The organism is Duganella sp. 1224 (assembly GCF_013408245.1).
Classification (GTDB): Bacteria; Pseudomonadota; Gammaproteobacteria; order Burkholderiales; family Burkholderiaceae_D; genus Rugamonas.
On record NZ_JACBYS010000009.1, the window covers coordinates 143,769 to 165,176 of the forward strand.

At 63.8% G+C, this 21,408-nt stretch carries 20 protein-coding genes; 7 read left to right on the forward strand and 13 right to left on the reverse strand.

The features are described from left to right. Positions 1-126 precede the first annotated feature (126 nt). Complete coding sequence (locus tag FHW58_RS25625) at positions 127-2,427, forward strand: UvrD-helicase domain-containing protein (protein WP_179676015.1); 2,301 nt, start codon at positions 127-129, stop codon at positions 2,425-2,427. Here FHW58_RS25625 and FHW58_RS25630 read toward each other — a convergent pair. From FHW58_RS25630 to FHW58_RS25640, 3 genes are read right to left on the reverse strand one after another with little or no spacing between them, the layout of a single operon-like run. Then, positions 2,424-3,203, reverse strand: coding sequence for a BPSS1780 family membrane protein (locus FHW58_RS25630; protein WP_179676016.1), 780 nt, complete (start codon positions 3,201-3,203; stop codon positions 2,424-2,426). The two genes, FHW58_RS25625 and FHW58_RS25630, sit on opposite strands and share 4 nt — an antisense overlap. Beyond that, complete coding sequence (locus tag FHW58_RS25635) at positions 3,203-4,159, reverse strand: homoserine kinase (protein WP_179676017.1); 957 nt, start codon at positions 4,157-4,159, stop codon at positions 3,203-3,205. Before FHW58_RS25635 ends, FHW58_RS25630 begins: the two co-directional genes overlap by 1 nt. 21 nt (positions 4,160-4,180) lie before the next feature. Next, positions 4,181-4,591, reverse strand: a complete 411-nt coding sequence (locus FHW58_RS25640) for a hypothetical protein (RefSeq protein WP_179676018.1) — start codon at positions 4,589-4,591, stop codon at positions 4,181-4,183. Positions 4,592-4,790: 199 nt separating this feature from the next. Here FHW58_RS25640 and polA point away from each other — a divergent pair, with 199 nt between their 5' ends. The 3 genes from polA to FHW58_RS25655 all read left to right on the forward strand — a co-directional run bounded on the left by polA (position 4,791) and on the right by FHW58_RS25655 (position 9,389). Further along, positions 4,791-7,562: a DNA polymerase I gene (gene polA / locus FHW58_RS25645; RefSeq protein WP_179676019.1), complete on the forward strand. Its 2,772-nt coding sequence runs from the start codon at positions 4,791-4,793 to the stop codon at positions 7,560-7,562. A 74-nt stretch (positions 7,563-7,636) separates the two neighbouring features. Continuing rightward, positions 7,637-8,521: a dienelactone hydrolase family protein gene (locus FHW58_RS25650; protein ID WP_179676020.1), complete on the forward strand. Its 885-nt coding sequence runs from the start codon at positions 7,637-7,639 to the stop codon at positions 8,519-8,521. 163 nt (positions 8,522-8,684) lie between these two features. After that, the gene (locus FHW58_RS25655; RefSeq protein ID WP_373996734.1) at positions 8,685-9,389 is read left to right on the forward strand and encodes a ZIP family metal transporter; all 705 of its coding nucleotides are present in this window, start codon (positions 8,685-8,687) and stop codon (positions 9,387-9,389) included. A 6-nt stretch (positions 9,390-9,395) separates the two neighbouring features. On the opposite strand, the gene groL is transcribed toward FHW58_RS25655, so the two are convergent. The 3 genes from groL to FHW58_RS25670 all read right to left on the reverse strand — a co-directional run bounded on the left by groL (position 9,396) and on the right by FHW58_RS25670 (position 12,107). After that, positions 9,396-11,000 carry a chaperonin GroEL gene (gene groL / locus FHW58_RS25660; protein WP_179676021.1) on the reverse strand — a complete coding sequence of 535 codons (1,605 nt, stop codon included), beginning with the start codon at positions 10,998-11,000 and terminating at the stop codon, positions 9,396-9,398. A gap of 22 nt (positions 11,001-11,022) precedes the next feature. Then, positions 11,023-11,337, reverse strand: a complete 315-nt coding sequence (locus tag FHW58_RS25665; protein WP_179676071.1) for a co-chaperone GroES — start codon at positions 11,335-11,337, stop codon at positions 11,023-11,025. A gap of 140 nt (positions 11,338-11,477) precedes the next feature. Further along, positions 11,478-12,107, reverse strand: coding sequence for a diguanylate cyclase (locus FHW58_RS25670; protein WP_179676022.1), 630 nt, complete (start codon positions 12,105-12,107; stop codon positions 11,478-11,480). Between the two features lie 219 nt (positions 12,108-12,326). On the opposite strand from FHW58_RS25670, the gene FHW58_RS25675 reads away from it, so the two are divergent. Then, entirely contained in the window at positions 12,327-14,363 is a 2,037-nt protein-coding gene (locus tag FHW58_RS25675; protein ID WP_179676023.1) for a M13 family metallopeptidase, read from the forward strand. Between the two features lie 175 nt (positions 14,364-14,538). On the opposite strand, the gene FHW58_RS25680 is transcribed toward FHW58_RS25675, so the two are convergent. Next, positions 14,539-14,853: a FlxA-like family protein gene (locus FHW58_RS25680; protein ID WP_179676024.1), complete on the reverse strand. Its 315-nt coding sequence runs from the start codon at positions 14,851-14,853 to the stop codon at positions 14,539-14,541. 146 nt (positions 14,854-14,999) lie between these two features. Between FHW58_RS25680 and FHW58_RS25685 the strand changes: the two genes are divergently transcribed. Continuing rightward, positions 15,000-15,338: a hypothetical protein gene (locus FHW58_RS25685; RefSeq protein ID WP_179676025.1), complete on the forward strand. Its 339-nt coding sequence runs from the start codon at positions 15,000-15,002 to the stop codon at positions 15,336-15,338. A 19-nt stretch (positions 15,339-15,357) separates the two neighbouring features. Here the strand turns inward: FHW58_RS25685 and FHW58_RS25690 are convergent, their stop codons facing one another. From FHW58_RS25690 to FHW58_RS25700, 3 genes are read right to left on the reverse strand one after another with little or no spacing between them, the layout of a single operon-like run. Next, a complete protein-coding gene (locus FHW58_RS25690) occupies positions 15,358-16,050 on the reverse strand; it encodes a carboxymuconolactone decarboxylase family protein (protein WP_179676026.1) in 693 nt (230 codons plus the stop codon). 27 nt (positions 16,051-16,077) lie between these two features. After that, entirely contained in the window at positions 16,078-16,479 is a 402-nt protein-coding gene (locus tag FHW58_RS25695) for a nuclear transport factor 2 family protein (RefSeq protein WP_179676027.1), read from the reverse strand. A 24-nt stretch (positions 16,480-16,503) separates the two neighbouring features. Further along, positions 16,504-17,214 (reverse strand): SDR family NAD(P)-dependent oxidoreductase, encoded by a 711-nt coding sequence (locus FHW58_RS25700; RefSeq protein WP_179676028.1) that lies wholly within the window; start codon positions 17,212-17,214, stop codon positions 16,504-16,506. Between the two features lie 157 nt (positions 17,215-17,371). Here FHW58_RS25700 and FHW58_RS25705 point away from each other — a divergent pair, with 157 nt between their 5' ends. Then, complete coding sequence (locus FHW58_RS25705; protein ID WP_179676029.1) at positions 17,372-18,352, forward strand: LysR family transcriptional regulator; 981 nt, start codon at positions 17,372-17,374, stop codon at positions 18,350-18,352. Positions 18,353-18,395: 43 nt separating this feature from the next. Here FHW58_RS25705 and FHW58_RS25710 read toward each other — a convergent pair whose 3' ends face one another. From FHW58_RS25710 to FHW58_RS25720, 3 genes are read right to left on the reverse strand one after another with little or no spacing between them, the layout of a single operon-like run. Continuing rightward, a complete protein-coding gene (locus tag FHW58_RS25710) occupies positions 18,396-19,247 on the reverse strand; it encodes a sulfurtransferase (protein WP_179676030.1) in 852 nt (283 codons plus the stop codon). Positions 19,248-19,258: 11 nt separating this feature from the next. Continuing rightward, entirely contained in the window at positions 19,259-20,182 is a 924-nt protein-coding gene (locus tag FHW58_RS25715) for a DMT family transporter (RefSeq protein WP_179676031.1), read from the reverse strand. 5 nt (positions 20,183-20,187) lie between these two features. After that, positions 20,188-21,294 (reverse strand): aromatic ring-hydroxylating dioxygenase subunit alpha, encoded by a 1,107-nt coding sequence (locus FHW58_RS25720; RefSeq protein ID WP_179676032.1) that lies wholly within the window; start codon positions 21,292-21,294, stop codon positions 20,188-20,190. Positions 21,295-21,408 lie beyond the last annotated feature (114 nt).

Consider the following 21,408-nt stretch of genomic DNA (forward strand, 5'->3'; position numbering starts at 1 on the left):
CCAACACCGGGGTCAGTGCCGACATTCGGACACGAGCTCAACCGTAGCGAACGCTAGGGTTGAGCTCGTGTCCGAATGTCGGCACTGACCCCGGTTTGGGGGGATGAGTCCCGGTATAATCACGGGATGCAAAATCTTCTCCATAACCTCAACGAGGAACAGCTCGCCGCTGTGACCTTGCCCGCGCAGAGCGCGCTGATCCTGGCGGGCGCCGGCTCCGGTAAAACCCGTGTCTTGACCACCCGCATCGCCTGGCTGATCCAGACCGGCCAGGTGTCGCCTTCCGGCATCCTGGCGGTGACGTTTACCAACAAGGCCGCCAAGGAGATGCTAACCCGCTTGTCGGCCATGTTGCCGATTAATACGCGCGGCATGTGGATCGGCACTTTTCACGGCCTGTGCAACCGCCTGCTGCGCACCCATCACCGCGACGCCGCGCTGCCGCAGACCTTCCAGATCCTCGATTCGCAGGATCAGCTGTCGGCCATCAAGCGCCTGCTGAAGGCCCAGAACGTCGATGATGAGAAGTTTCCGCCGAAAGAGGTGATGTACTTCATTAACGGCGCCAAGGATTCGGGCCTGCGCGCGCACGACATCGATCCGTACAACGCCGACGAGCGCAAGAAGGTCGAGCTGTACCAGCTGTACGACGACCAGTGCCAGCGCGAGGGCGTGGTCGATTTCGCCGAGCTGCTGCTGCGCACCTACGAGCTGTTGCTGCGCAACCAGCCGCTGCGCGAGCATTACCAGCAGCGCTTCCAGCACATCCTGGTGGACGAGTTCCAGGATACCAACGACCTGCAGTACAAGTGGCTGAAGCTGCTCGCCGGCCACGGCGGTCAGCGCGGCGGCGTGCTGTTTGCCGTCGGCGACGATGACCAGTCGATCTACGCGTTCCGTGGCGCCAACGTCGGCAACATGAGCGCCTTCGAGCGCGAGTTCAACGTCAAGAATCTGATCAAGCTGGAGCAGAACTACCGCTCGCATGGCCACATCCTGGACGCGGCTAACGTGCTGATCGCCAACAACAGCAAGCGCCTGGGCAAGAACCTGCGCACCGATGCCGGCCACGGCGAGCCGGTGCGCGTCTACGAGGCCAACTCGGACCTGTCCGAAGCCCAGTGGATCATCGAGGAAACCAAGAACCTGATCGCCGATGGCGCCTCGCGCAGCGAAATCGCCGTGCTGTACCGCTCCAACGCGCAGTCGCGCGTGATCGAACATGCGCTGTTCTCGGCTGGCATTCCGTACCACGTGTACGGCGGCCTGCGCTATTTCCAGCGCGCCGAGGTCAAGCATGCCATCGCCTACCTGCAGCTGATGGACAATCCGCACAATGACTCGGCCTTCCTGCGCGTGGTCAACTTCCCGGCGCGCGGCATCGGTGTGCGCTCGATCGAGACCTTGCAGGCGGCGGCCGACCAGTACGGCATTTCGCTGTACGCGGCGGTGCCGTATGTGACTGGCAAGGCCGGCACGTCGCTGTCCGGCTTCGTCAAGCTGATCGAGGGCACGCGCTTCGAAACGCAGCAGATGGCGCTGCCGGAACTGGTGCGCATCGTGCTGGAGCAGTCGACGCTGCTGTCGCATTATGCGACCGAAAAAGAAGGCGCCGACCGCATCGAAAACCTGGAGCAGCTGGTCAGCGCGGCAACCCAGTTCCTGTCGGAGGAGGGCTATGGCCAGGGCGCGCCGGCCCACCTCGGCCCGCAGGCACAGGCGAGCGCCGGCGCCGCCGTGGTCAACGAGGACGGTTTCGAGATCCTGGACGCCGATGCGCCGCTGGCGACGGTGATGTCGCCGCTGTCGGCTTTCCTGTCGCACGCCTCGCTGGAGGCCGGCGACAACCAGGCCGCCGCCAGCCAGGAAGCGGTGCAGATGATGACGGTGCACTCGGCCAAAGGGCTGGAGTTCAACAACGTCTTCATCACCGGCCTGGAAGAGGGCTTGTTCCCGCACGAGAGCAGCTCGCGCGAGCACGACGGCGTGGAAGAGGAGCGCCGCCTGATGTACGTGGCCATCACCCGCGCGCGCCAGCGCCTGTACCTGAGCTTTGCGCAGACCCGCATGCTGCACGGCCAGACCCGCTACAACATGAAGTCACGCTTCTTTGACGAGTTGCCGGAAGAGGCGCTGAAGTGGCTGACGCCAAAAGTCCAGCCCAGCTGGTTCGGCGGCAAGAAGTCGGCGTGGGACGAGCCGGCGCTGGCCGGTTCGGACAAGGCGCTGGCGCAGCAGATCGCCAGCAAGTCGCTGGCGGCCAGCACCGGCTGGCGCCTCGGCCAGTCGGTGGCCCACGCCAAGTTTGGCGAGGGCGTGATCGTCAACATCGAGGGCAGCGGCAATAATGCCCGCGCTCAGATCAACTTCGGCAGCGCCGGCATGAAGGTGCTGGACCTGAGCGTTGCCAAGCTGGAGAAGCTTTAAGGCTTGTTCAGGTTGACCCCCTCCGGCAGCGCCGGAGGTGTGCCGAACAGCTGCTTGTAGGCCACGAACAGCGTGCAGTGGACCATCACCAGCGAGATCAGCAGCAGCGTGAAGATGCCGGCTACGCCCAGGCTGGACACGCCCAGTACCAGCAGCACCAGCTGCACGCCGAAGAAGTACAGCAGGTGCAGGATGACGATGGCGGTGGCAAACGCCTTCACCGCGCGCAGCACGCTGACCACGCTGAAGAACAGCGCCTTGGTCAGCGCCATCTTCTGCCAGAAAATCAGCGGCGCCGTCATCGAGGTCAGCATCCAGCCGATCATGTAGATGGCCGAGCCGGTCAGCATGCCGGCAAACAAGCCTTCCACGTCCTCCGGCTGGATGGCGCCCTTGGCCTGGGCTGCGCGCAGCGCCGCCAGCGCGTCGCCGGACAGCCCGTAGATGGCCAGCATCGCCAGCAGCATCAGCGCGCAGTTGATGCCGCCCAGGCCGAACAGCTGCTTGCGCATCGGCGACTGGAAGCCGGCCAGCAGCAGCTGCGGCATGGCGCGCCGGCCGCCGTCGATTTCCGCGCAGCCCTGCAACAGGGCCACGCTGAACAGCGGCATCAGCACGCACCAGATGATCTGGCCGATCACTGGCAGCAGCAGGATGAAGAACGACGAGAACATGCAGACGAACAGCAGCGCCATCAGGCCGCCGGGCTGCTTGCGGAACAATTGCAGGCCCTGCTTGACCCAGTGCCAGCCTGCGCGTGCGGGTAATTTTTCCATCAGAACAGTCCTGGCGCCGGGGTGGCGATGCGTTCGCGCAGGATGCGCTCGAAGTGGCCGGGATCGTGCGGCGTCAGCATTTCGGCCTCGCGCGGACGGTAGAAGTCGTACAGGCGCGACAGCCAGAAACGCAGCGCGCCGGCGCGCAGCATCGGCTGCCAGGCGGTGTGCTCGGCAGCGGTGAACGGGCGCACGGCGTGGTAGGCGTCCAGCAGGGCGCGCACGCGGGCGGCGTCCAGCACGCCGGTGTCGAGGTCGATGCACCAGTCGTTGACGGTGACGGCCACGTCGAACAGCCAGGTGTCGCAGCCGGCGAAGTAGAAGTCGAAGAAGCCGGTCAGGCGCTCGCCGTCGAACATCACGTTGTTGCGGAACAGGTCGGCGTGCACCGGGCCCACCTGCAGTTGGTGGTAGGTGTCGCAGGCGGCAAACGCTTCCTGGAAGTGCACTTCGGTTTTCAGCAGGTGCGCCTTGTCCTCGGGGATGAAGGGCAGCACTTGCGGCGTGGTTTGATGCCACCAGCCCAGGCCGCGCAAGTTGGGCTGCTGTAGCGGGTAGTCCAGGCCGGCCAGGTGCATCTTGGCCAGCATGGCGCCGACGGCGGCGCAGTGTACCGGCTGCGGCGCCATCTGCGAGCTGCCTTCCAGCTTGGTGACGATGGCGGCCGGCTTGCCATGCAGGGCGACGATCAGCTCGCCCTGGTTGTTGGCGATAGGCGCCGGCACCAGCACGCCGCGCTCGGCCAGGTGGCGCATCAGCTTGAGGTAGAACGGCAGTTGGTCAAACGACAGGTTTTCAAAGATGGTGAGGACGTACTCGCCGCGCTCGGTCGTCAGGAAGAAGTTGCTGTTTTCGATGCCGGAGCTGATGCCTTTGAGCGCGAGCGCTTTGCCAAGCGGGAATTGGGTGATCCACTGGGTGACATCCTCCAGCGATACCGGGGTAAAGACTGCCATGTAGGTGTAAGTTCCGTGTGTTTATTTGCCGGTCGGTGGCTGCGGCGGCGCGTTGGTGTCCGGCGCGGCCTCTTCATCCGGGGCTTTCTTTTTCTTCTTGCCGAGGTCGAATTCCATCACCGTCCACTGCGGGCCGCGCAGGTTGCCGCTCATGGCGTCACCCGGCATGGCGGTGCCGGCCGGGTGGTTGGGGCGCAGGGTGTAGGTGCTGGGGCCGCTTTTGACGGTGGCTTCCACCACGTTGCCGCTGTTGTCGCGGCGTTCGGTGATCTTGCTTTCCGCCGGTTTGGCGGTGATGGTGACGGGGTCGTCGGTCACTTCCTCCAGTTTTTCCATTTTTGGCGGCGCCTGGCTCGGGGTCGACTGGGCGAACGCCGGGTGGGCGCTCAGCGTCAGGAGGAGGGCAGGCCAGAGGAGGGAAGTGCGCTTCATGGTGGGTCGCCTTTTTGCAGAGAAAGAGCCGCGGAATTTTTATGTATGATCCATTGTAACAAACAGACACCCATCCCTGTGCTTTCCCTTGGAGGTAGGCGCTGTTGTTGCCGATTTAAAAACTTTGCCACGCTGCCGGACACCGGGTAAAACCTGCGATAATGTTGCATTCACGCCCAAGCATCCTCATCTAGTACCTATGCAAAATACCCTGTTGTTAGTCGACGGCTCCAGCTATCTTTACCGCGCCTTCCACGCGTTGCCCGACCTGCGCAGCCCGGACGGCCACCCGACCGGCGCCATGCACGGCATGGTCAACATGCTGCGCCGCCTGCGCGCGGACTACCCGGCCGCCTACATCGCCTGCGTGTTCGACGCCAAGGGCAAGACCTTCCGCGACGACCTGTACCCGGAGTACAAGGCCACGCGCGCCGCCATGCCGGACGACCTGCGCCTGCAGATCGAGCCGATCCACGAAGCGGTCAAGGCCATGGGCTGGCCGATCCTGATGGTGGATGGCGTGGAGGCGGACGATGTGATCGGCACGCTGTCGTTCGAGGCCGCCAAGGCGGGCATGAACGTGGTGGTGTCGACCGGCGACAAGGACCTGGCGCAGCTGGTCAACGACAAGGTCATGCTGATCAACACCATGACCAACGAGAAGATGGACGAGGCCGGCGTGCTGGCCAAGTTCGGCGTGCCGCCGAACCGCATCATCGATTACCTGACGCTGATCGGCGACACCGTCGACAACGTGCCGGGCGTACACAAGTGCGGCCCGAAAACCGCGGTGAAATGGCTGACCGCGTATGACTCGCTGGACGGCATCATCGCCAACGCCGACAAGATCACCGGCGCCGTCGGCCAGAACCTGCGCGACGCGCTGGAATGGCTGCCCAAGGGCCGCGAGCTGATCACCGTCAAGCTGGACTGCGACCTGACCGGCCACATGGTGTCGATCACCGAATCGCTGATCGCGCGCGAAGAGGACAAGGAAGGCCTGCTGTCCTTCTTCAGCAAGTACGGCTTCAAGACGCTGCTGCGCGAACTGAGCGCAGCCGCCGGCACGCCGGGCGCGACGCCGGGCGCCACGGTCAAGGTGTCGCTGGACGCGCCGGTGGGTGGCGCGGCCTCGCTCAACGGCGATTTGTTCGCCGAGCCGGTCATCGCCACCTACGAGACGGTCTACACCGACGAGCAGCTGGACAAGTGGATCGCCCGCATCAACGCCGCCGAGCTGACCGCCGTCGATACGGAGACCACCTCGCTGGAGCCGATGCTGGCGCAACTGGTCGGCATTTCGCTGTCGGTGAAAGCGGGCGAGGCCTGCTACATCCCGGTCGCCCACGCTTACCAGGGCGTGCCGCAGCAGCTGGAGCGCGAGCACGTGCTGGCCAGGCTGAAGCCATGGCTGGAAGACGCCACCAAGCTCAAGGTCGGCCAGAACCTCAAGTACGACAGCCACATCCTCGCCAACCACGGCGTCTCGCTGCAGGGCATCCATCACGACACGCTGCTGGAATCGTATGTGTTCGAATCGCACCGCTCGCACGACATGGACAGCCTGGCGCTGCGCCACCTGAACCACACCACCATTCCGTTCTCGGACGTGTGCGGCAAGGGCGCCAGCATGATCACCTTCGACCAGGTGGCCATCGACCGCGCCACCGAGTACGCGGCGGAAGACGCCGACATCACGCTGCGCCTGCACCAGAACATGATCGGCGAGGTGGAGAAGGACGAGAAGCTGAACTTCATCTACCGCAACATCGAGCTGCCGACCGCCGTGGTGCTGCAAAAGATTGAGCGCAACGGCGTGCAGATCGACGCCGACCTGCTGGCGCAGCAATCGTCCGAACTGGGCGCGCGCATCGCCGAGCTGGAGGCCAAGGCGCATGAGCTGGCCGAGCAGCCGTTCAACCTCGGCTCGCCGAAGCAGATTGGCGAGATCTTCTTCGAGAAGCTGAAGCTGCCGGTGGTGAAGAAAACGCCAAGCGGCGCACCGTCGACCGATGAGGAAGTATTGCAGAAGCTGGCGGAAGACTATCCGCTGCCAAAAGTGCTGCTGGAGTACCGCAGCCTGTCCAAGCTGAAATCGACCTACACCGACAAGCTGCCGAAGGGCATCAACCCGCAGACCGGCCGCGTGCACACCAACTACGCGCAGGCGGTGGCGGTGACCGGCCGCCTGGCGTCCAACGATCCGAACCTGCAGAACATTCCGATCCGCACCAAGGAAGGCCGCCGCATCCGCGAGGCGTTCGTGGCGCCGGCCGGTTCGCACATCGTGTCGGCCGACTATTCGCAGATCGAGCTGCGCATCATGGCGCACATCTCGGAAGACGCCAACATGCTGCGTGCCTTCGCCGAGGGCGTGGACATTCACCGCGCCACCGCCGCCGAGATCTTTGGCGTCGAGCCGGAGGCGGTGGAGAGCGAGCAGCGTCGCTATGCCAAGGTGATCAACTTCGGGCTGATCTACGGCATGAGCGCATTCGGCCTGGCGAGCAACCTGGGCATCGAGCGCGGCGCGGCGCAGAGCTATATCGAGCGCTATTTCGCGCGCTTCTCGGGCGTCAAGCAGTACATGGACGACACGCGCCTGCAAGCCAAGGAGCGCGGCTACGTGGAGACGGTGTTCGGCCGCCGCCTGTGGCTGCCGGAGATCAATTCGCCGAACGGCCCGCGCCGCCAGGGCGCCGAGCGCGCGGCGATCAACGCGCCGATGCAGGGCACGGCTGCCGACCTGATCAAGCTGGCCATGATCGCGGTGCAGAACTGGCTGGAGGCGGAGAAACTGGGCACGCGCATGATCATGCAGGTGCATGACGAACTGGTGCTGGAAGTGCCGGACGCGGAGCTGGAACTGATCAAGCAGAAACTGCCGGAGCTGATGGCCGGCGTGGCGAAACTGAAGGTGCCGCTGATTGCCGAAGTCGGGGTTGGCAGCAACTGGGATCAAGCACACTAAACCCGGCAGTTCAGGGTCTGACCCCGTACGGGGTCAGACCCTGGCCGTTCCGGGGTCAACTACGGAGGATACTGATGGACGATTTGACGCGTGACGCGGAAAGTTTGCTGACCAAAACCAGCCTGTCGGACGGCGTCGACCGCCGCGGCTTCCTGAAAACCGCCCTGGGCACCGGCTTCGCCGCCGCCACCCTGCCGGTGATGGCGCAAAACGTCATCAAGACCGATACCGCCGGCCTGACCGCCGGCACCATCCAGGTCAACGTCAACGGCCAGAACGTCCCCGTCTACCGTGCCCAGCCGGAAGGCAAGACCAACCTGCCGGTGATCCTGGTCATCTCGGAAATCTTCGGCGTGCACGAGCACATCGCCGACGTCGCCCGCCGCTTCGCCAAGCAGGGCTACCTGGCGCTGGCGCCGGACCTGTTCATCCGCCAGGGCGACCCGACCAAGGTCACCTCGATTGCCGACCTGCAGCGCGACATCATCTCCAAGACGCCGGACGCCCAGGTCTTCACCGACCTCGACGCCGTGGTCGCCTGGGCCAAGGCCAACGGCGGCAATCCGGACAAGATCGCCATCACCGGCTTCTGCTGGGGCGGCCGCATCACCTGGCTGTATGCCGCGCACAATCCGTCGATCAAGGCCGGCGTGGCCTGGTACGGCCGCCTGATGGGGGAAACCAACGCCAACTTTCCCAGGCACCCGGTCGATGTTGCTGGCACTTTGAGCGTACCGGTGCTGGGCCTGTACGGCGCCAAGGACACCGGCATTTCGCAGGAATCGATCACGGTGATGAAGGCGGCGCTGGCCCAGGGGCCGAACAAGTCCACGTTTGTGATCTACCCCAACTCCGGCCACGCCTTCCACGCCGACTACCGCCCCAGCTACGTCGAGGCCGACGCCAAGGACGGCTGGGGCCGCACGCTGGCCTGGTTCAAGCAGCACGGCGTGATTTGAGCGGTTTTTAAGCAAAAAAGCATGCCGGGGAGTAAAATAACGCCCCGGCCTGCGCGACAGCGCGCATGCCTTCAGTACCAGAGGCTATACCATCGATCCCGTACTTATCTCCATCTTACTGGCAACCACGCTGGCTGGCGTCGTGAGCATCACGGCGGCGGCGGTGTTCTCGTTTACCTTGCTGTCCAAGGTGGTCGAGCGCATGGTCAGCCTGTCGGTCGGCATCATGCTGTCGACCTCGCTGCTGCATGCGCTGCCGGAAGCGTTTGAATCGCAGGCCAGCGCGCGCAGCCTGTTCGCCACGCTGCTGGGCGGCCTGCTGGCGTTCTTCTTGCTGGAGAAACTGGCGATCCTGCGCCATTCGCACCATCACGAGCACGATGGCCACCATCACCATCATGGCCACGACAAGCACGAGGCCGGCAAGGCGGGGTGGATGATCCTGGTCGGTGACGGCATGCACAATTTCACCGACGGCATCCTGATCGCGGCGGCTTTCCTGGCCAATCCCGAACTGGGGCTGGTGACCGGCCTGGCCATCATCGCCCACGAGATTCCGCAGGAAATCGGGGATTTTATCGTGCTGTTGAATGCAGGTTTCTCGCGCACGCGCGCCTATGTCTACAACCTGCTGTGCAGCCTGCTGGCGATTGCCGGCGGCCTGCTGGGCTACTACACGCTGGACCGCGCGGCCAGCCTGATTCCGTATGTGCTGGTGTTCGCTTCATCCGGCTTCATCTACATCGCCGTCAGCGACCTGATGCCGCAGATGCAGCGTCGCGCAACCTTGCGGGAATCGGTCCCGCAAGTGTTGCTGATTGCGGCGGGTGTCGCCATTGTCGTGTTCCTGGTCGGCACCCACCACTAGGCAGGCTTAGGCGGGCTGCGCCTGCTTATCCTCGGCCGGCGTGTCCGAGATGGTCGCCTCGGTGGTCAGGATCAGCGAGGCGATCGACGCCGCGTTCTGCAGCGCCGTGCGGGTGACCTTGGTCGGGTCGATCACGCCGTTCTGCACCATGTCGCCATACTCGCCGGTGGCGGCGTTGTAGCCGAAGTTGCCCTTGCCGTCCACCACCTTGGCCACCACCACCGACGGTTCCTCGCCGGCGTTGGAGACGATCACCCGCAGCGGCTCCTCCAGCGCGCGCAGCACGATCTGGATGCCGGCCTGCTGGTCGGCGTTGGCGCCTTTCAGCTTGCTGATGGCGGCACGCGCGCGCAGCAGCGCCACGCCGCCGCCCGGCACCACGCCTTCCTCGACGGCGGCACGGGTGGCGTGCAGCGCGTCGTCAACGCGGTCGCGCTTCTCCTTCATTTCCACCTCGGTGGCGGCGCCGACCTTGATCACCGCCACGCCGCCGGCCAGCTTGGCCACACGCTCCTGCAGCTTCTCCTTGTCGTAGTCGCTGGTGGCCTGCTCGATCTGGGTCTTGATGGTGGCCACGCGCTCATCGATGCGCTGGCGGTCGCCGGCGCCGTCGATGATGGTGGTGGCTTCCTTCTGCACCTCGATGCGCTTGGCGCTGCCCAACTGTTCCAGCGTGGTCTTTTCCAGCGTGTGGCCGGTTTCCTCCGAAATCACGGTGGCGCCGGTCAGGATGGCGATGTCCTCCAGCATGGCCTTGCGGCGGTCGCCGAAGCCCGGCGCCTTCACGGCCGCCACCTTCAGGATGCCGCGCACCGAGTTGACCACCAGCGTGGCCAGCGCTTCGCCTTCCACGTCTTCCGCCACGATGAACAGCGGCTTGCCGGCCTTGGCCGAGATTTCCAGCACCGGCAGCAGGTCGCGGATGTTGCCGATCTTTTTATCGACTAGCAGCACCAGCGGGTCTTCCAGGCGCGCCAGTTGTTTGTCCGGGTCGTTGATGAAGTAGGGGCTCAGGTAGCCGCGGTCGAACTGCATGCCCTCGACCACATCCAGCTCGTTGTCCAGCGATTTGCCGTCCTCGACGGTGATGACGCCTTCCTTGCCCACGCGCTCCATGGCCTGGGCGATGATGTCGCCGATGGCGCTGTCCGAGTTGGCCGAGATCGAGCCGACCTGGGCGATTTCCTTGTTGGTGGTGATGGGGCGCGAGATCTTTTTCAGTTCCTCGATGGCCGAGGCCACGGCCTGGTCGATGCCGCGCTTCAAGTCCATCGGGTTCATGCCGGCGGCGACGAATTTCATGCCTTCCTGCACGATGGACTGGGCCAGCACGGTGGCGGTGGTGGTGCCGTCGCCGGCCACGTCGGCGGTCTTGGAGGCGACCTGTTTCACCACTTGCGCGCCCATGTTTTCGAGGCGGTCCTTGAGTTCGATTTCCTTGGCCACCGACACGCCATCCTTGGTGATGGTGGGGGCGCCGAAGCTGCGGTCGATCACGACGTTGCGGCCTTTCGGGCCCAGCGTGACCTTCACCGCATTGGCCAGTACGTTGACGCCCTTCACAATGCGGGCGCGGGCGTCGTCATGGAACTGTACTTCTTTCGCAGTCATTTTCTGTTCTCCGTGTAGTCAATCAGGCGGCTTTGAGGGTGGACTGGGCGCTTTCGATAATGCCGAGGATGTCTTCCTCGCGCATCACCAGCACTTCCTGCCCGTCCAGCTTGACGGTCTGGCCGGCGTATTTGCCGAACAGGACGGAGTCGCCGACGTTCACCGCCAGCGGGCGCAGGCTGCCATCCTGCAGCGCGCGGCCGTGGCCGACCGCCAGCACCTCGCCCTGCTCGGGCTTTTCGGCGGCGGAATCGGGGATGACAATACCGGAGGCGGTTTGGCGTTGTTGCTCAATTCGCTTAACAATAACCCGGTCGTAAAGGGGACGAATCTTGATCATTTCTATCTCCAATGGTTACAGATCATTCCAAAGTGAACCGGCCCTGCGAGCAGGACCTGACTTCAGCGAGGCCAAAATAAGTGCCGGTTTTTTTGTTTTCAAGGCGCTGTTTAACGCTGAATGTGTAACAAAATGTATCAACGCACCAGCACCCGGTCGATGCGGCCCAGCTGGTAGACGGTGCGCGCTTGCGCGCCGTCCGGCGCCGGGCGCACCGGGCACTCCGACGGGCGGCCGCCGTCGCTGTCCAGGCTGTCGTCGCCCGGACCCACGCCGGCCCACAGGCCGCCCTTCACCGGCTGGAACAGCCAGCGCGCATAGCCGCGTTGCGCCGCCTGCCGCATTAGCTGCTCGCGCACTTCTTCGTCAGCGCCGAGTACAGGCAGGTCCGGGTGGCCGGCAGGGTTGTCGCCGAAGGCCAGACGGCAGTCGTAGGCCTCGCTGACCGGCGCGCCGGCGCTATTGCAGGCACGCCGTTGCAGGCGCTCCACCTCCCATGCGCCCAGGCGCCAGGCGGCATCCAGCAGTTCTTCTTCAGCGGCGCGGCTGCTGGTCCACGGGCCGTCGAACTGCAGCGCGGAACTGGGCACGGCGCGCGCCGGCAGCGCCACGCCGGGCAGTTGCAGCGGCGTGGCGCGGTGGAAGCCATGCCAATGCAGGAACAACAGGGTGGGGGTGTCGGCCTGGTTGACGCGGGTGGCGCTGACGGCGTACAGCGGCAGGCCGACCGCGTCCATGTGGGCCGAGACGATATCGAAAATGTGCATGAGAAAATTCTCCTGATCATTCGCGTTGGGGAAAACAGAGGGCCGCCGCATCGCCCGGCGGCTGGAAAATTGTAAATCAACGTTTCAACAAGTGCAGCATCCGTACCACAATGTGCTGCCTTGCAGCATTACCTATGTGTAATGGACCGTTATAATCGTCCGCTGCATGGCCGCAAGGTCCATGCGCCAGGACTCTCACCACCATTAAAGGACTCCCTCGTGAACCGTACGCTTGTCAGCGCCGCCTGCTGCGCCTTGCTCTTCCTCTCGTCACCATCGCACGCCCAGCAAACTGCGCCGCTGGTGTCGGGCATCGACCTGAAAACGCTGGACCCGGCGGTGCGTCCGCAAGACGACTTCTACGGCTACGTCAACGGCATCTGGACGCGCAACACCGAAATCCCGGCCGACAAGTCGACCTGGGGCACCTACATCGAACTGCGCGAAACCGCGCAAGGCCAGCTGCGCGCGGTGATCGACAACGCCGTCAAAAATCCGGGCAAGGTGGGCAGCGAGACGCATAAGATTTCCGACCTGTACACCAGCTTCATGAACGACAAGGCGCGCGACGCCGCCGGCTTCAAGCCGCTGCACGCCGATCTGGCGCATGTGGCCGCCGTCAAGGACAAGAAAGAACTGCCGGCGCTGCTGGCCTATCTACAGCGCAACAGCATCCAGACGCCGTTCTCGGCCGGCGTATCGGTCGACGCGCAGGACCCGGATCAGTACACCCTCAACGTCGGCCAGTCCGGCCTGGGTCTGCCGGACCGCGACTACTACCTGAAGGACGACGACGCCAAGCTCAAAGGCGTGCGCGACAAATACGTCAAGCACATCGAAACGCTGCTGGCCAAGAGCGGCGACAAGGATGCCGCCACCCACGCGGCGCAAGTGCTGGACATTGAAACCCGCCTGGCCAAAGCGCAATGGACCCGCGTGCAGATGCGCGACCCGGTCAAGTCGTACAACCGCGTCGCTTTCGACCAGTTCGGCGCGCTGGCGCCGGCCTTCGACTGGAAGGCCTACTTCACGGCCGCCGGCCTGGCGCCGAAAGCCTCGTCGGCGGTGGTGCGCCAGCCGAGCTACCTGACCGGTTTCGCCGAGACCGTGGCCGAGGTGCCGCTGGAAGCGTGGAAGAGCTACTTCAACTGGCGCATCATCGAAAGCTATGCGTCCTACCTGGACAGCTACACCGTCAAGGAACGCTTCGCGTTTGAAGGCACGGTGCTGCGCGGCGTACCGCAAAGCGAACCGCAATGGCAGCTGGCGCTGCGCTTCACCGACGGCGCGCTGAGCGACGCCGTCGGCAAGCTGTACGTGCAAACCTATCTGCCGCCGGAAACCAAGCCGCGCGTGATGGCCATGTTCAACAACTTCGTCGCCTCGTTCAAGGAAGGCATCGACAAGCTGGACTGGATGGGGCCGGAGACCAAGAAAGAAGCGCAAGCCAAGCTGGCCGCGCTGCGTCCCAACATCGCCTACCCGGACAAATGGCGCGACTACAGCGCGCTGAAGACCCAGCCGAACGACCTGATCGCCAACGTCCGCGCCTCGCGTGCGTGGGCGCGCCAACGCAATATGGAAAAACTGGGCAAGCCGGTCGACCGCGAAGAATGGTCGATGACGCCGCAGACCGTCAACGCCAGCTACAACCCGCTGCTGAACGCGATCACGATTCCGGCCGCGATTCTGCAGCCGCCGTTCTTCAACGTGAAAGCGGAAGACGCGGTCAACTACGGCCTGCTGGGCATCACCTTCGGCCACGAGATCAGCCACGCGTTCGACGACTCCGGCAGCCAGTACGACGCCAAGGGCCGCCTGCGCAACTGGTGGACCGCCGAAGACCGCGCCGCCTTCAAGGCGCGCGCGGCCGGCCTGGTCAAGCAATACGGCTCGTACAGCCCGGTGCCCGGCTACTACATCAACGGCGAGCTGACGCTGGGTGAAAACATCGGCGACAACTCCGGCCTGTCGCTGACCTTGAAGGCTTACCAGCGTTCGCTGGGTGGCAAGCCATCGCCGGTGATCGACGGTCTGACGGGCGAGCAGCGCCTGTACATCGGCTTCGCGCAGAAATGGCGCGCCAAGCTGCGTCCGGAAGCGGCCATCGCCCAGATCAAGAGCGACCCGCACTCGCCGGGCGAATTCCGCGCCAAGGGCACGGTGATGAACCAGCCCGGCTTCTACGAAGCCTTCGGCATCAAGCCAGGCGACCCGATGTACCTGCCGCCGGAGCAGCGCGTCATCATGTGGTAAGAACAGCAAAGCGGGTTCAGGGGCTGTTGTTCAACTGAACCCGCAGTAACCGCACCACATGCACTGCGACACATAGGGGTCGTACCCCGCACGGGGTACGACCCCGAACTTTTTGGGGTTGAAAAGACCTACTGACACGCGATGGCGCCGCCCCTGCCACCACGGCCAAAGCAAATCAAACGAACACATTAATCACGTTGCCTACGCCAGAAAATTGGAACGGCGGCGACGTTGGCGCGGAGGCGTCCGTCGGCTTGGCCGCTGCCTGTTCCGCCTGCGCGATGCTTTGCTTCACCTCGCTGATGCGCGCGGAAATTGCCTGGATGTCCGCCTTGCCTTGCGGGGTCTTGGCCGATGCGCAGTTGACGCAGTCCGAAAGCTGCTGTTGATATCGCTGCAATTGTGCTTGCAAACTGGTTGCGGACGGCCCGCCTCCCCCGTAGGCGGTGGCGGGCGTCGGGGATGCTCCGATGGCGATGGTGGAGGGCATGATTGTGCAGTGGTCCGTTTTTTTTCTGAATTCGTATTCGACGCACCAGCGGTTACAGCCCGCCCAACATTTTTTTCCGGCGGCGCTACATTTCCATTTCCCCCGGCTTCGCACTTGTTCTACTAGCAACCTACAGGAGAACCAGTATGAAAGTCGAAATCCGGACCGTTAGCGCCAACGACGCGTTGTCGCTCAAGTACCCGCCGGGCTCGAAAGGCGTGGTGGATGGCGGCAGCTTCGGCGCCGTGCTGCAAAACACGCAAGCACAGCAATCCGACGCGGCCCAGGAGCTGGACGCTTATATGAAGATGACGCCGGAGGAGCGCGTGGCGAAAGCGATGCGCCAACAACTGGGCATCTCCGACGATCAGTACAACGCCATGACGCCTGAGCAGAAGAAAGCGGTCGATGAAAAAATCGCCGAGATGATCAAGCAGAAGCTGCAGCAGCAAATCGCGGAGCAGACGGGCAAGGTAGCAAGTTAATTGCCGCTGACAGCCGCTTTTAATCGGGCCTGGTCTCAAACACTTCCTTTGCGACCGCAAGGGCCGTGTAAACGCTCGACCAGCCCGAGTAGAACGCCACATGCGTCATCAGTTCCGATAGTTCCGCCCGGCTCACACCGTTGTCCATTGCCCGGTTCAGGTAGAACCCAAGTTGAGCGGTCTGGGCCGTGGCGATGACGGAACAAATCGTCACCAGGCAGCGGTCACGTGGCGAGAGTTCTGGCTGCAACCATAGGTCCCCGAACAATACGTCCTTCGTCAGTTGCACCAGGCCTGGCGCGACGTCGCCGAATTTGCGCTGCACGATGGCGTGGCGTCGTGCTTCGGCGACGCTATCCAAGGCGGCCGGCATGGCAGCGCTGGACAGCTGTCCGGCATCGATGCCGCGCTGTTCAAAAACGCCGCTTGCCACTGTCGCCGCCGCCATGGCGTTCCCCCAGCCGGAATAAAAAGCCAGATGCGCAATCATTCCGGAAATCTCGCTGGGCTTCACGCCATGATCCAGCGCGAGCGCCAGATAAGAGGGCGTCTGCTCACTTTGTCCGCGTGCGATCAGGACGGACAAGGTGAGCAGGGCACGGTCGCGGCCAGACAGCTGCGGACGCCGCCAGACATCGCCTTGCAACACCCGCGTCGTGTAACGTGCAAGCGCGGGTGCTACTTTGCGGACGTCTTCCAGCGTGTCGGGCATCGATGAACCTGGATGAGCCATCATCACTTACGCCGGAACCAGGCGCAACGGCTGGAAGCCCAGTTTGTTGGCGAATATTTCCTGGATTTGTACGGCGAAAGGCAGCGGGCGCCATGCGACCTCGATGTGGTCGATCAGACCGTTCTCATCCAGGTGCAGATGTTCGTTGCCCTTGACCGTGATGCCATTGCACGAAAAGCTGAAGAACACCGCCACGTCGCGGCCCGACGAAAAGGTCAGGTGGACGTCGAGCGTGTCGATGGTGGCCAGAAAACCGGCCAGGATTTGTACCACCGCTTCCTTGCCTTCGGTCGGTTCGGGGAAGATGGGGCCGTGCAGAACGATATTGTCCGCCAGGTGAGGGATGATGCCCTGCGTATCCTTGTTGCGCAAGGCGTTGAAATAGTCGGTGACGTGCGTCGTATTCATGGTGTGTGCTCCTGTTGCAAGAGGTTAGCGGCCGGCGTGCTGGCCGCCGTCGACGTGGATGATTTCGCCGGTGATGAACTCGGCGGTTTCGAGGAAGGTGATGGCGCTGGCCACCTCGCTTGCTTCGCCGATGCGGCCCAGCGGATGGTATTGGCCGAAGAACTTGAGATTCTCCTCGGCGTGCATTGGCGTCTTGATGACGCCCGGTGCGACGGCGTTGACGCGGATGCGTCTGTCGGCGTACTCGATCGCCAGCGCCCGCGTGGCCGCGTTCAGGCCGCCCTTGGTCAGGCCCGCCAGCCCGGTGTAGACGCCGCCGCTCATGCCGTTGTCGATGCTGCCGGTGACCGTCACCACATGGCCGGCCGCTTGTTTTTCCATTTCGGTCAACGCCAGCTGGGTGATGTGGAAGAAGCCGGCCATGTTCACGTTCATGATGGCGTTGTAATCGTCGATGGTGTTCTCGGTGAACGGCTTGCCGATGTAGATGCCGGCGTTGTTGACCAGGCTGTCCACGCGGCCGAAACGCGCCAGCGCCTCGGCCACCACGCGCTGGGCGGTGGCGCGGTCGCCGATGTCGCCGGCGACAGTGGCGACGTCCGGATCGTCGGACGGCTTGATGGTGCGCGAGGTGGCGACCACGCGGTAACCGAGCTGGCGATACGCCTTGACGATTGCCGCGCCGATGCCTTGCGACGCGCCGGTGACGATGGCGACTTTTTGTGCTGCACTCATGATAGACCTCTCTCGAAAATGGGTGAATCGATACGAACTCGACAGGGAGAATGGTAGGTGCGCACAGGGCCTGGAACAATCCGCCGGCCCGGCAATTCATTTTTGCGAAAACAGCATTTGAGAGGATGGTGATGGGGAGCGGGTACAATCAGCGGCTATGCATGTTCAGACTCTACGTTACTTTTTGATGGTTGCCACCAGCGGCAGTTTTCTTGCCACGGCCCGGCATTTTGAGGTGCCGGCATCGTCGGTGTCGCGCGCCATCTCGTCGCTGGAACACGAACTCGGTCAGCAGCTGTTCTACCGCAGCACGCGCGCGGTCCGGCTCACCGAGCAGGGACAGCGCTACTACGCGCAGGTGCGGCAGGCGGTGGAGCTGATCGACAGCGCCGCCGAGCAGTTCGACGATAGCTCCAGGGGCATACGCGGACTGGTGCGTATCAATGCGCCGGACTCGCTGGGCCGGCTGCATATTGGCCGCCTGGTCAATCAGATGCAGGACAGGTATCCGGATCTGGTGGTGGAACTGACGCTGACCAATGCCTTTGTCGATCCGGTGCAGGAGGGAGCGGACATCACCGTCCGCGTGGGACGGCTGGTGGATTCGGGATTGATTGGCAAGGTGGTGTGTGCGCACCGCTACGTGCTCGCGGCGAGCCCGGCGTACCTGGCCAGGCGCGGTACGCCCCGGCATCCGGAGGCGTTGCTGGAGCATAGCTGCCTGCTGTACAAGGGGCAGCAGGAGCCGCAGCGCTGGCACTTTCGGCGCTCGGCCAGCGAGGTGTTCGAGCCGCTGGTGGTCAACGGGCCGTTACGCAGTAATAACTCGGAAATTCTGATTAATGCGGCGCTGGCCGGACAGGGCATCGTGCTGATGCCGACCTGGCTGTATCAGCCGGCCAGTTTCACGGAGGGGCGGCTGGTGGGGTTGCTGCCGGACTGGGAGATTTCGGCGTATGCCGATCCGCTGTACATTCAGATCCTGTCGCCGGAGAACCGGCTGCGATCGCAAAAGGTGCGCGAATTGTCGGCTTTTCTTGTGGATGCGATCGGGTCGCCGCCGTATTGGGATGCGTTGTGGCAGGCCAACCCCTCAAGCTGCGAGGGGTCTGACCCCGTACGGGGTCAGACCCCATAGCCGAGGTCGTGGCCGATTGCAGACGGTGCCTCGGGGTAGGCGCTTAGTGGCCGGTGGCGACCGGGCGGCTGGTGTCGCTGACCCATTCGCTCCACGATCCCGGATACAGCGCCGCGCCCGGCAGGCCGGCCACTTCCAGGGCCAGCAGGTTGTGGCAGGCGGTGACGCCGGAGCCGCATTGCATGATGGCTTTCGCCGGATCGTCGAACAGCGGCGCGAAGTCGGCCTTCAGCTGTTCGGCGCTCTTGAAGCGGCCTTCGGCGGTCAGATTGTCCTTGAAAAAGCGGTTGCGCGCGCCGGGAATGTGGCCGCCCACCGGGTCGATGGTTTCGTTCTCGCCGCGATAGCGGTCGGGCGCGCGGGCGTCGACCACGGTGCGCGCCTGCGTCGACAGGTTGGCTGCCACGTCGTCCGCGCTGACCGTCGACACCAGCGACGGCCGCTCGCTGATCGCGCCCGGCGTGCGGCGCTCGGCCTGCGTGACCATCGGCAGGCCGGCCGCTTGCCAGGCGACCAGGCCGCCATCCAGCACGGCCACGGCCGGATGGCCGACCCAGCGCAGCAGCCACCACAGGCGCGCCGCGAACATGCCGCCGTGCGCATCGTACGCCACCACTTGCGTGTCGTCGCTGATGCCCCAGCCGCGCAGCGTCTCGATGAAGGCGGCGCGGCCCGGCAGCGGGTGCCGGCCCTGGAACTTGCCATCCGCGCCCACCTTCGAACCGGACAGGTCCGTGTCCACATTGGCGTACTGCGCGCCGGCGATGTGGCCGATGGCGAAGCTGTCCAGGCCGGCGTTCGGGTTCATCAGGTCATGGCGGCAGTCGAGGATGACCCAGTGCGGATCGTCCAGGTGCTGGGACAGGGTGGCGGCGTCGATCAGGGTGGTGTGCATGGGCGGTTTCCTTATACTTCGCTGGCGATGGGGTCGGTTTTCGAAATGGCCTTGCCTTTGTCGGTGCTGCGGGTATTGTAGAACGTCGCGGCCATGCCCGACACGAGAATGATGCCGATGCCGGCCCAGCTATGCCAGTCAAACACGTCGCCGAAGATCAGCACGCCCCACGCGCTGGAAAAGACGATGCCAGTGTACTGGAGATTGGCCACCACCAGCGTACTGCCGAGACGGTAGGCGCGGGTCATGGCGATCTGCGCGCTGGTGGCGCACACGCCGATGGCCAGCAGCAGCAGGCCGCTGCGCCAATGGGTGACCGGATGCCAGACCGGGCCGTCGGCGCCGCCGGTCAGGAACACGCCGGCCAGCCCGGCCAGCAGGTTCATCACGGTAAAGTAGAACACCACGCGGTTTTCCGGTTCGCCGGCCAGGCCCAGCTTGCGCACCTGCAGGTAGGCCATGGCGGTGATCATGCTGGAGCCCAGCGCGATCAGCGCCGGCGTCAGCTGGTTGGCGTTGAACGCCGGCCGCAGCAGCAGCGTGACGCCGACAAAGCTCATGCCCACCGCCACCAGCAGCGGCCACTTGACGTCGCCCCTGGCGTGCCACCAGCCCATGGCGAACAGCCACACGGCGATCCAGATCGGCGACAGGTAGTTGAGGGTCATGGCGGTGGCCAGCGGCAGCTGGCCGATGGAGTAGTACCACAACCACAGGGAGATCACGCCGATGACGCCACGCCACAGGTGGGCGCCCGGCATCGACGTGCGGAAGGTTTCGCCCGACAGCTTGATGATGGTACCGAGGGTGATCACGCCGACCACGCCGCGGTACATGACCAGTTCGGATGTTGAGAATTCCACCGACGCCAGTTTCACGCACACGCCCATGGCGGCAAACATGAAACTGGCAAACAACATCCACAGTGACTGCATCGTGCTCAGGCCTTTACATCGATGCGGCTGCGGTACCACTCGTGGAAGTGCTGCATGCCGTCTTCCATCGGCGACTGGTACGGTCCGCCGTCGGTTTCGCCGCGGTCGAGCAGGGCCTTGCGGCCGGCGTCCATGCGCTGGCCGATCTCGTCGTCCTCGATGCAGGTTTCCATGTAGGCGGCGCGTTCGGCCTCGATGAATTCGCGCTCGAACAGCACGATCTCCTCGGGGTAGTAGAACTCGACCACGTTGCGCGTGCGCTGTGGGCCTTCCGGCCACAAGGTCGAGACGATCAGCACGTGCGGATACCATTCGACCATGATGTTCGGATACAGCGTCAGCCAGATGGCGCCGTACGGCGGCGGTTCGCCGCCGCGGAACTTCAGCACCTGTTCCTGCCAGCGCTTGTAGATTTCCGAGCCGGATTTCTGCAGCCCCTTGTGCACGCCCACCGTCTGCACGCTGTATTCCTTGCCGAATTCCCAGCGCAGGTCGTCGCAGGTGACGAAGCTGCCCAGGCCCGGGTGGAATGGCTCGACGTGGTAGTCCTCCAGGTAGACCTCGATGAAGGTCTTCCAGTTGTAGTTGCACTCGTGGACTTCGACATGGTCCAGCATGTAACCGCTGAAGTCCAGGTCCTTGGTGACCGACAGCCCGTTCAGCGCTTCCATGACGTTGTAGCCGTTTTGCTCGAACAGCAGGCCGTTCCAGTTTTGCAACGGCGTCTTGGGCAGGTTGAGGCACGGCGTCTCGGCGAAATGCGGCGCGCCGATCAGTTCACCCTTGAGGTCGTACGTCCAGCGGTGCAGCGGGCAAACGATGTTGTTCGTATTGCCACGGCCATTGAGCATCAGCGCCTGGCGATGGCGGCAGACATTGGACACCAGTTCGATGCCGTTGGCGTTACGCACCAGCATGCGGCCTTCGTTTTCGGCGGCGAGGGTGGCATAGTCGCCGGTGTTCGGCACCATCAGCTCGTGTCCGACATAGCGCGGACCGGCTTTAAAAAGTTGCTGCATTTCCCGCTGCAGTAGCGTTTCGTCAAAATAGACGCTTACCGGAAGTTGCGCGGTTGGCCGCGCTAGCTTGGCGTGGGTACCCAGATCGGACATCCAAACCCCCCTTAATTAAAATTTCAAACCAAGAAGAGACAGAATCCGTAAAGACGACCCGCATAACGTGAATGCGTTGAGGTGGTATTTAGGACAGAACCGGCGATTATACCG

Bases quoted from the DNA above. Each gene is read 5' to 3' on its own strand.
- FHW58_RS25640 (WP_179676018.1), bottom strand. From the start codon at position 4,591: ATGAAGCGCACTTCCCTCCTCTGGCCTGCCCTCCTCCTGACGCTGAGC.
- FHW58_RS25685 (WP_179676025.1), top strand. From the start codon at position 15,000: ATGAAAGTCGAAATCCGGACCGTTAGCGCCAACGACGCGTTGTCGCTC.
- FHW58_RS25690 (WP_179676026.1), bottom strand. From the start codon at position 16,050: ATGCCCGACACGCTGGAAGACGTCCGCAAAGTAGCACCCGCGCTTGCA.
- FHW58_RS25625 (WP_179676015.1), top strand. From the start codon at position 127: ATGCAAAATCTTCTCCATAACCTCAACGAGGAACAGCTCGCCGCTGTG.
- FHW58_RS25720 (WP_179676032.1), bottom strand. From the start codon at position 21,294: ATGTCCGATCTGGGTACCCACGCCAAGCTAGCGCGGCCAACCGCGCAA.
- FHW58_RS25680 (WP_179676024.1), bottom strand. From the start codon at position 14,853: ATGCCCTCCACCATCGCCATCGGAGCATCCCCGACGCCCGCCACCGCC.
- polA (WP_179676019.1), top strand. From the start codon at position 4,791: ATGCAAAATACCCTGTTGTTAGTCGACGGCTCCAGCTATCTTTACCGC.
- FHW58_RS25710 (WP_179676030.1), bottom strand. From the start codon at position 19,247: ATGCACACCACCCTGATCGACGCCGCCACCCTGTCCCAGCACCTGGAC.
- FHW58_RS25630 (WP_179676016.1), bottom strand. From the start codon at position 3,203: ATGGAAAAATTACCCGCACGCGCAGGCTGGCACTGGGTCAAGCAGGGC.
- groL (WP_179676021.1), bottom strand. From the start codon at position 11,000: ATGACTGCGAAAGAAGTACAGTTCCATGACGACGCCCGCGCCCGCATT.
- FHW58_RS25635 (WP_179676017.1), bottom strand. From the start codon at position 4,159: ATGGCAGTCTTTACCCCGGTATCGCTGGAGGATGTCACCCAGTGGATC.
- FHW58_RS25670 (WP_179676022.1), bottom strand. From the start codon at position 12,107: ATGCACATTTTCGATATCGTCTCGGCCCACATGGACGCGGTCGGCCTG.
- FHW58_RS25700 (WP_179676028.1), bottom strand. From the start codon at position 17,214: ATGAGTGCAGCACAAAAAGTCGCCATCGTCACCGGCGCGTCGCAAGGC.
- FHW58_RS25715 (WP_179676031.1), bottom strand. From the start codon at position 20,182: ATGCAGTCACTGTGGATGTTGTTTGCCAGTTTCATGTTTGCCGCCATG.
- FHW58_RS25650 (WP_179676020.1), top strand. From the start codon at position 7,637: ATGGACGATTTGACGCGTGACGCGGAAAGTTTGCTGACCAAAACCAGC.
- FHW58_RS25695 (WP_179676027.1), bottom strand. From the start codon at position 16,479: ATGAATACGACGCACGTCACCGACTATTTCAACGCCTTGCGCAACAAG.
- FHW58_RS25705 (WP_179676029.1), top strand. From the start codon at position 17,372: ATGCATGTTCAGACTCTACGTTACTTTTTGATGGTTGCCACCAGCGGC.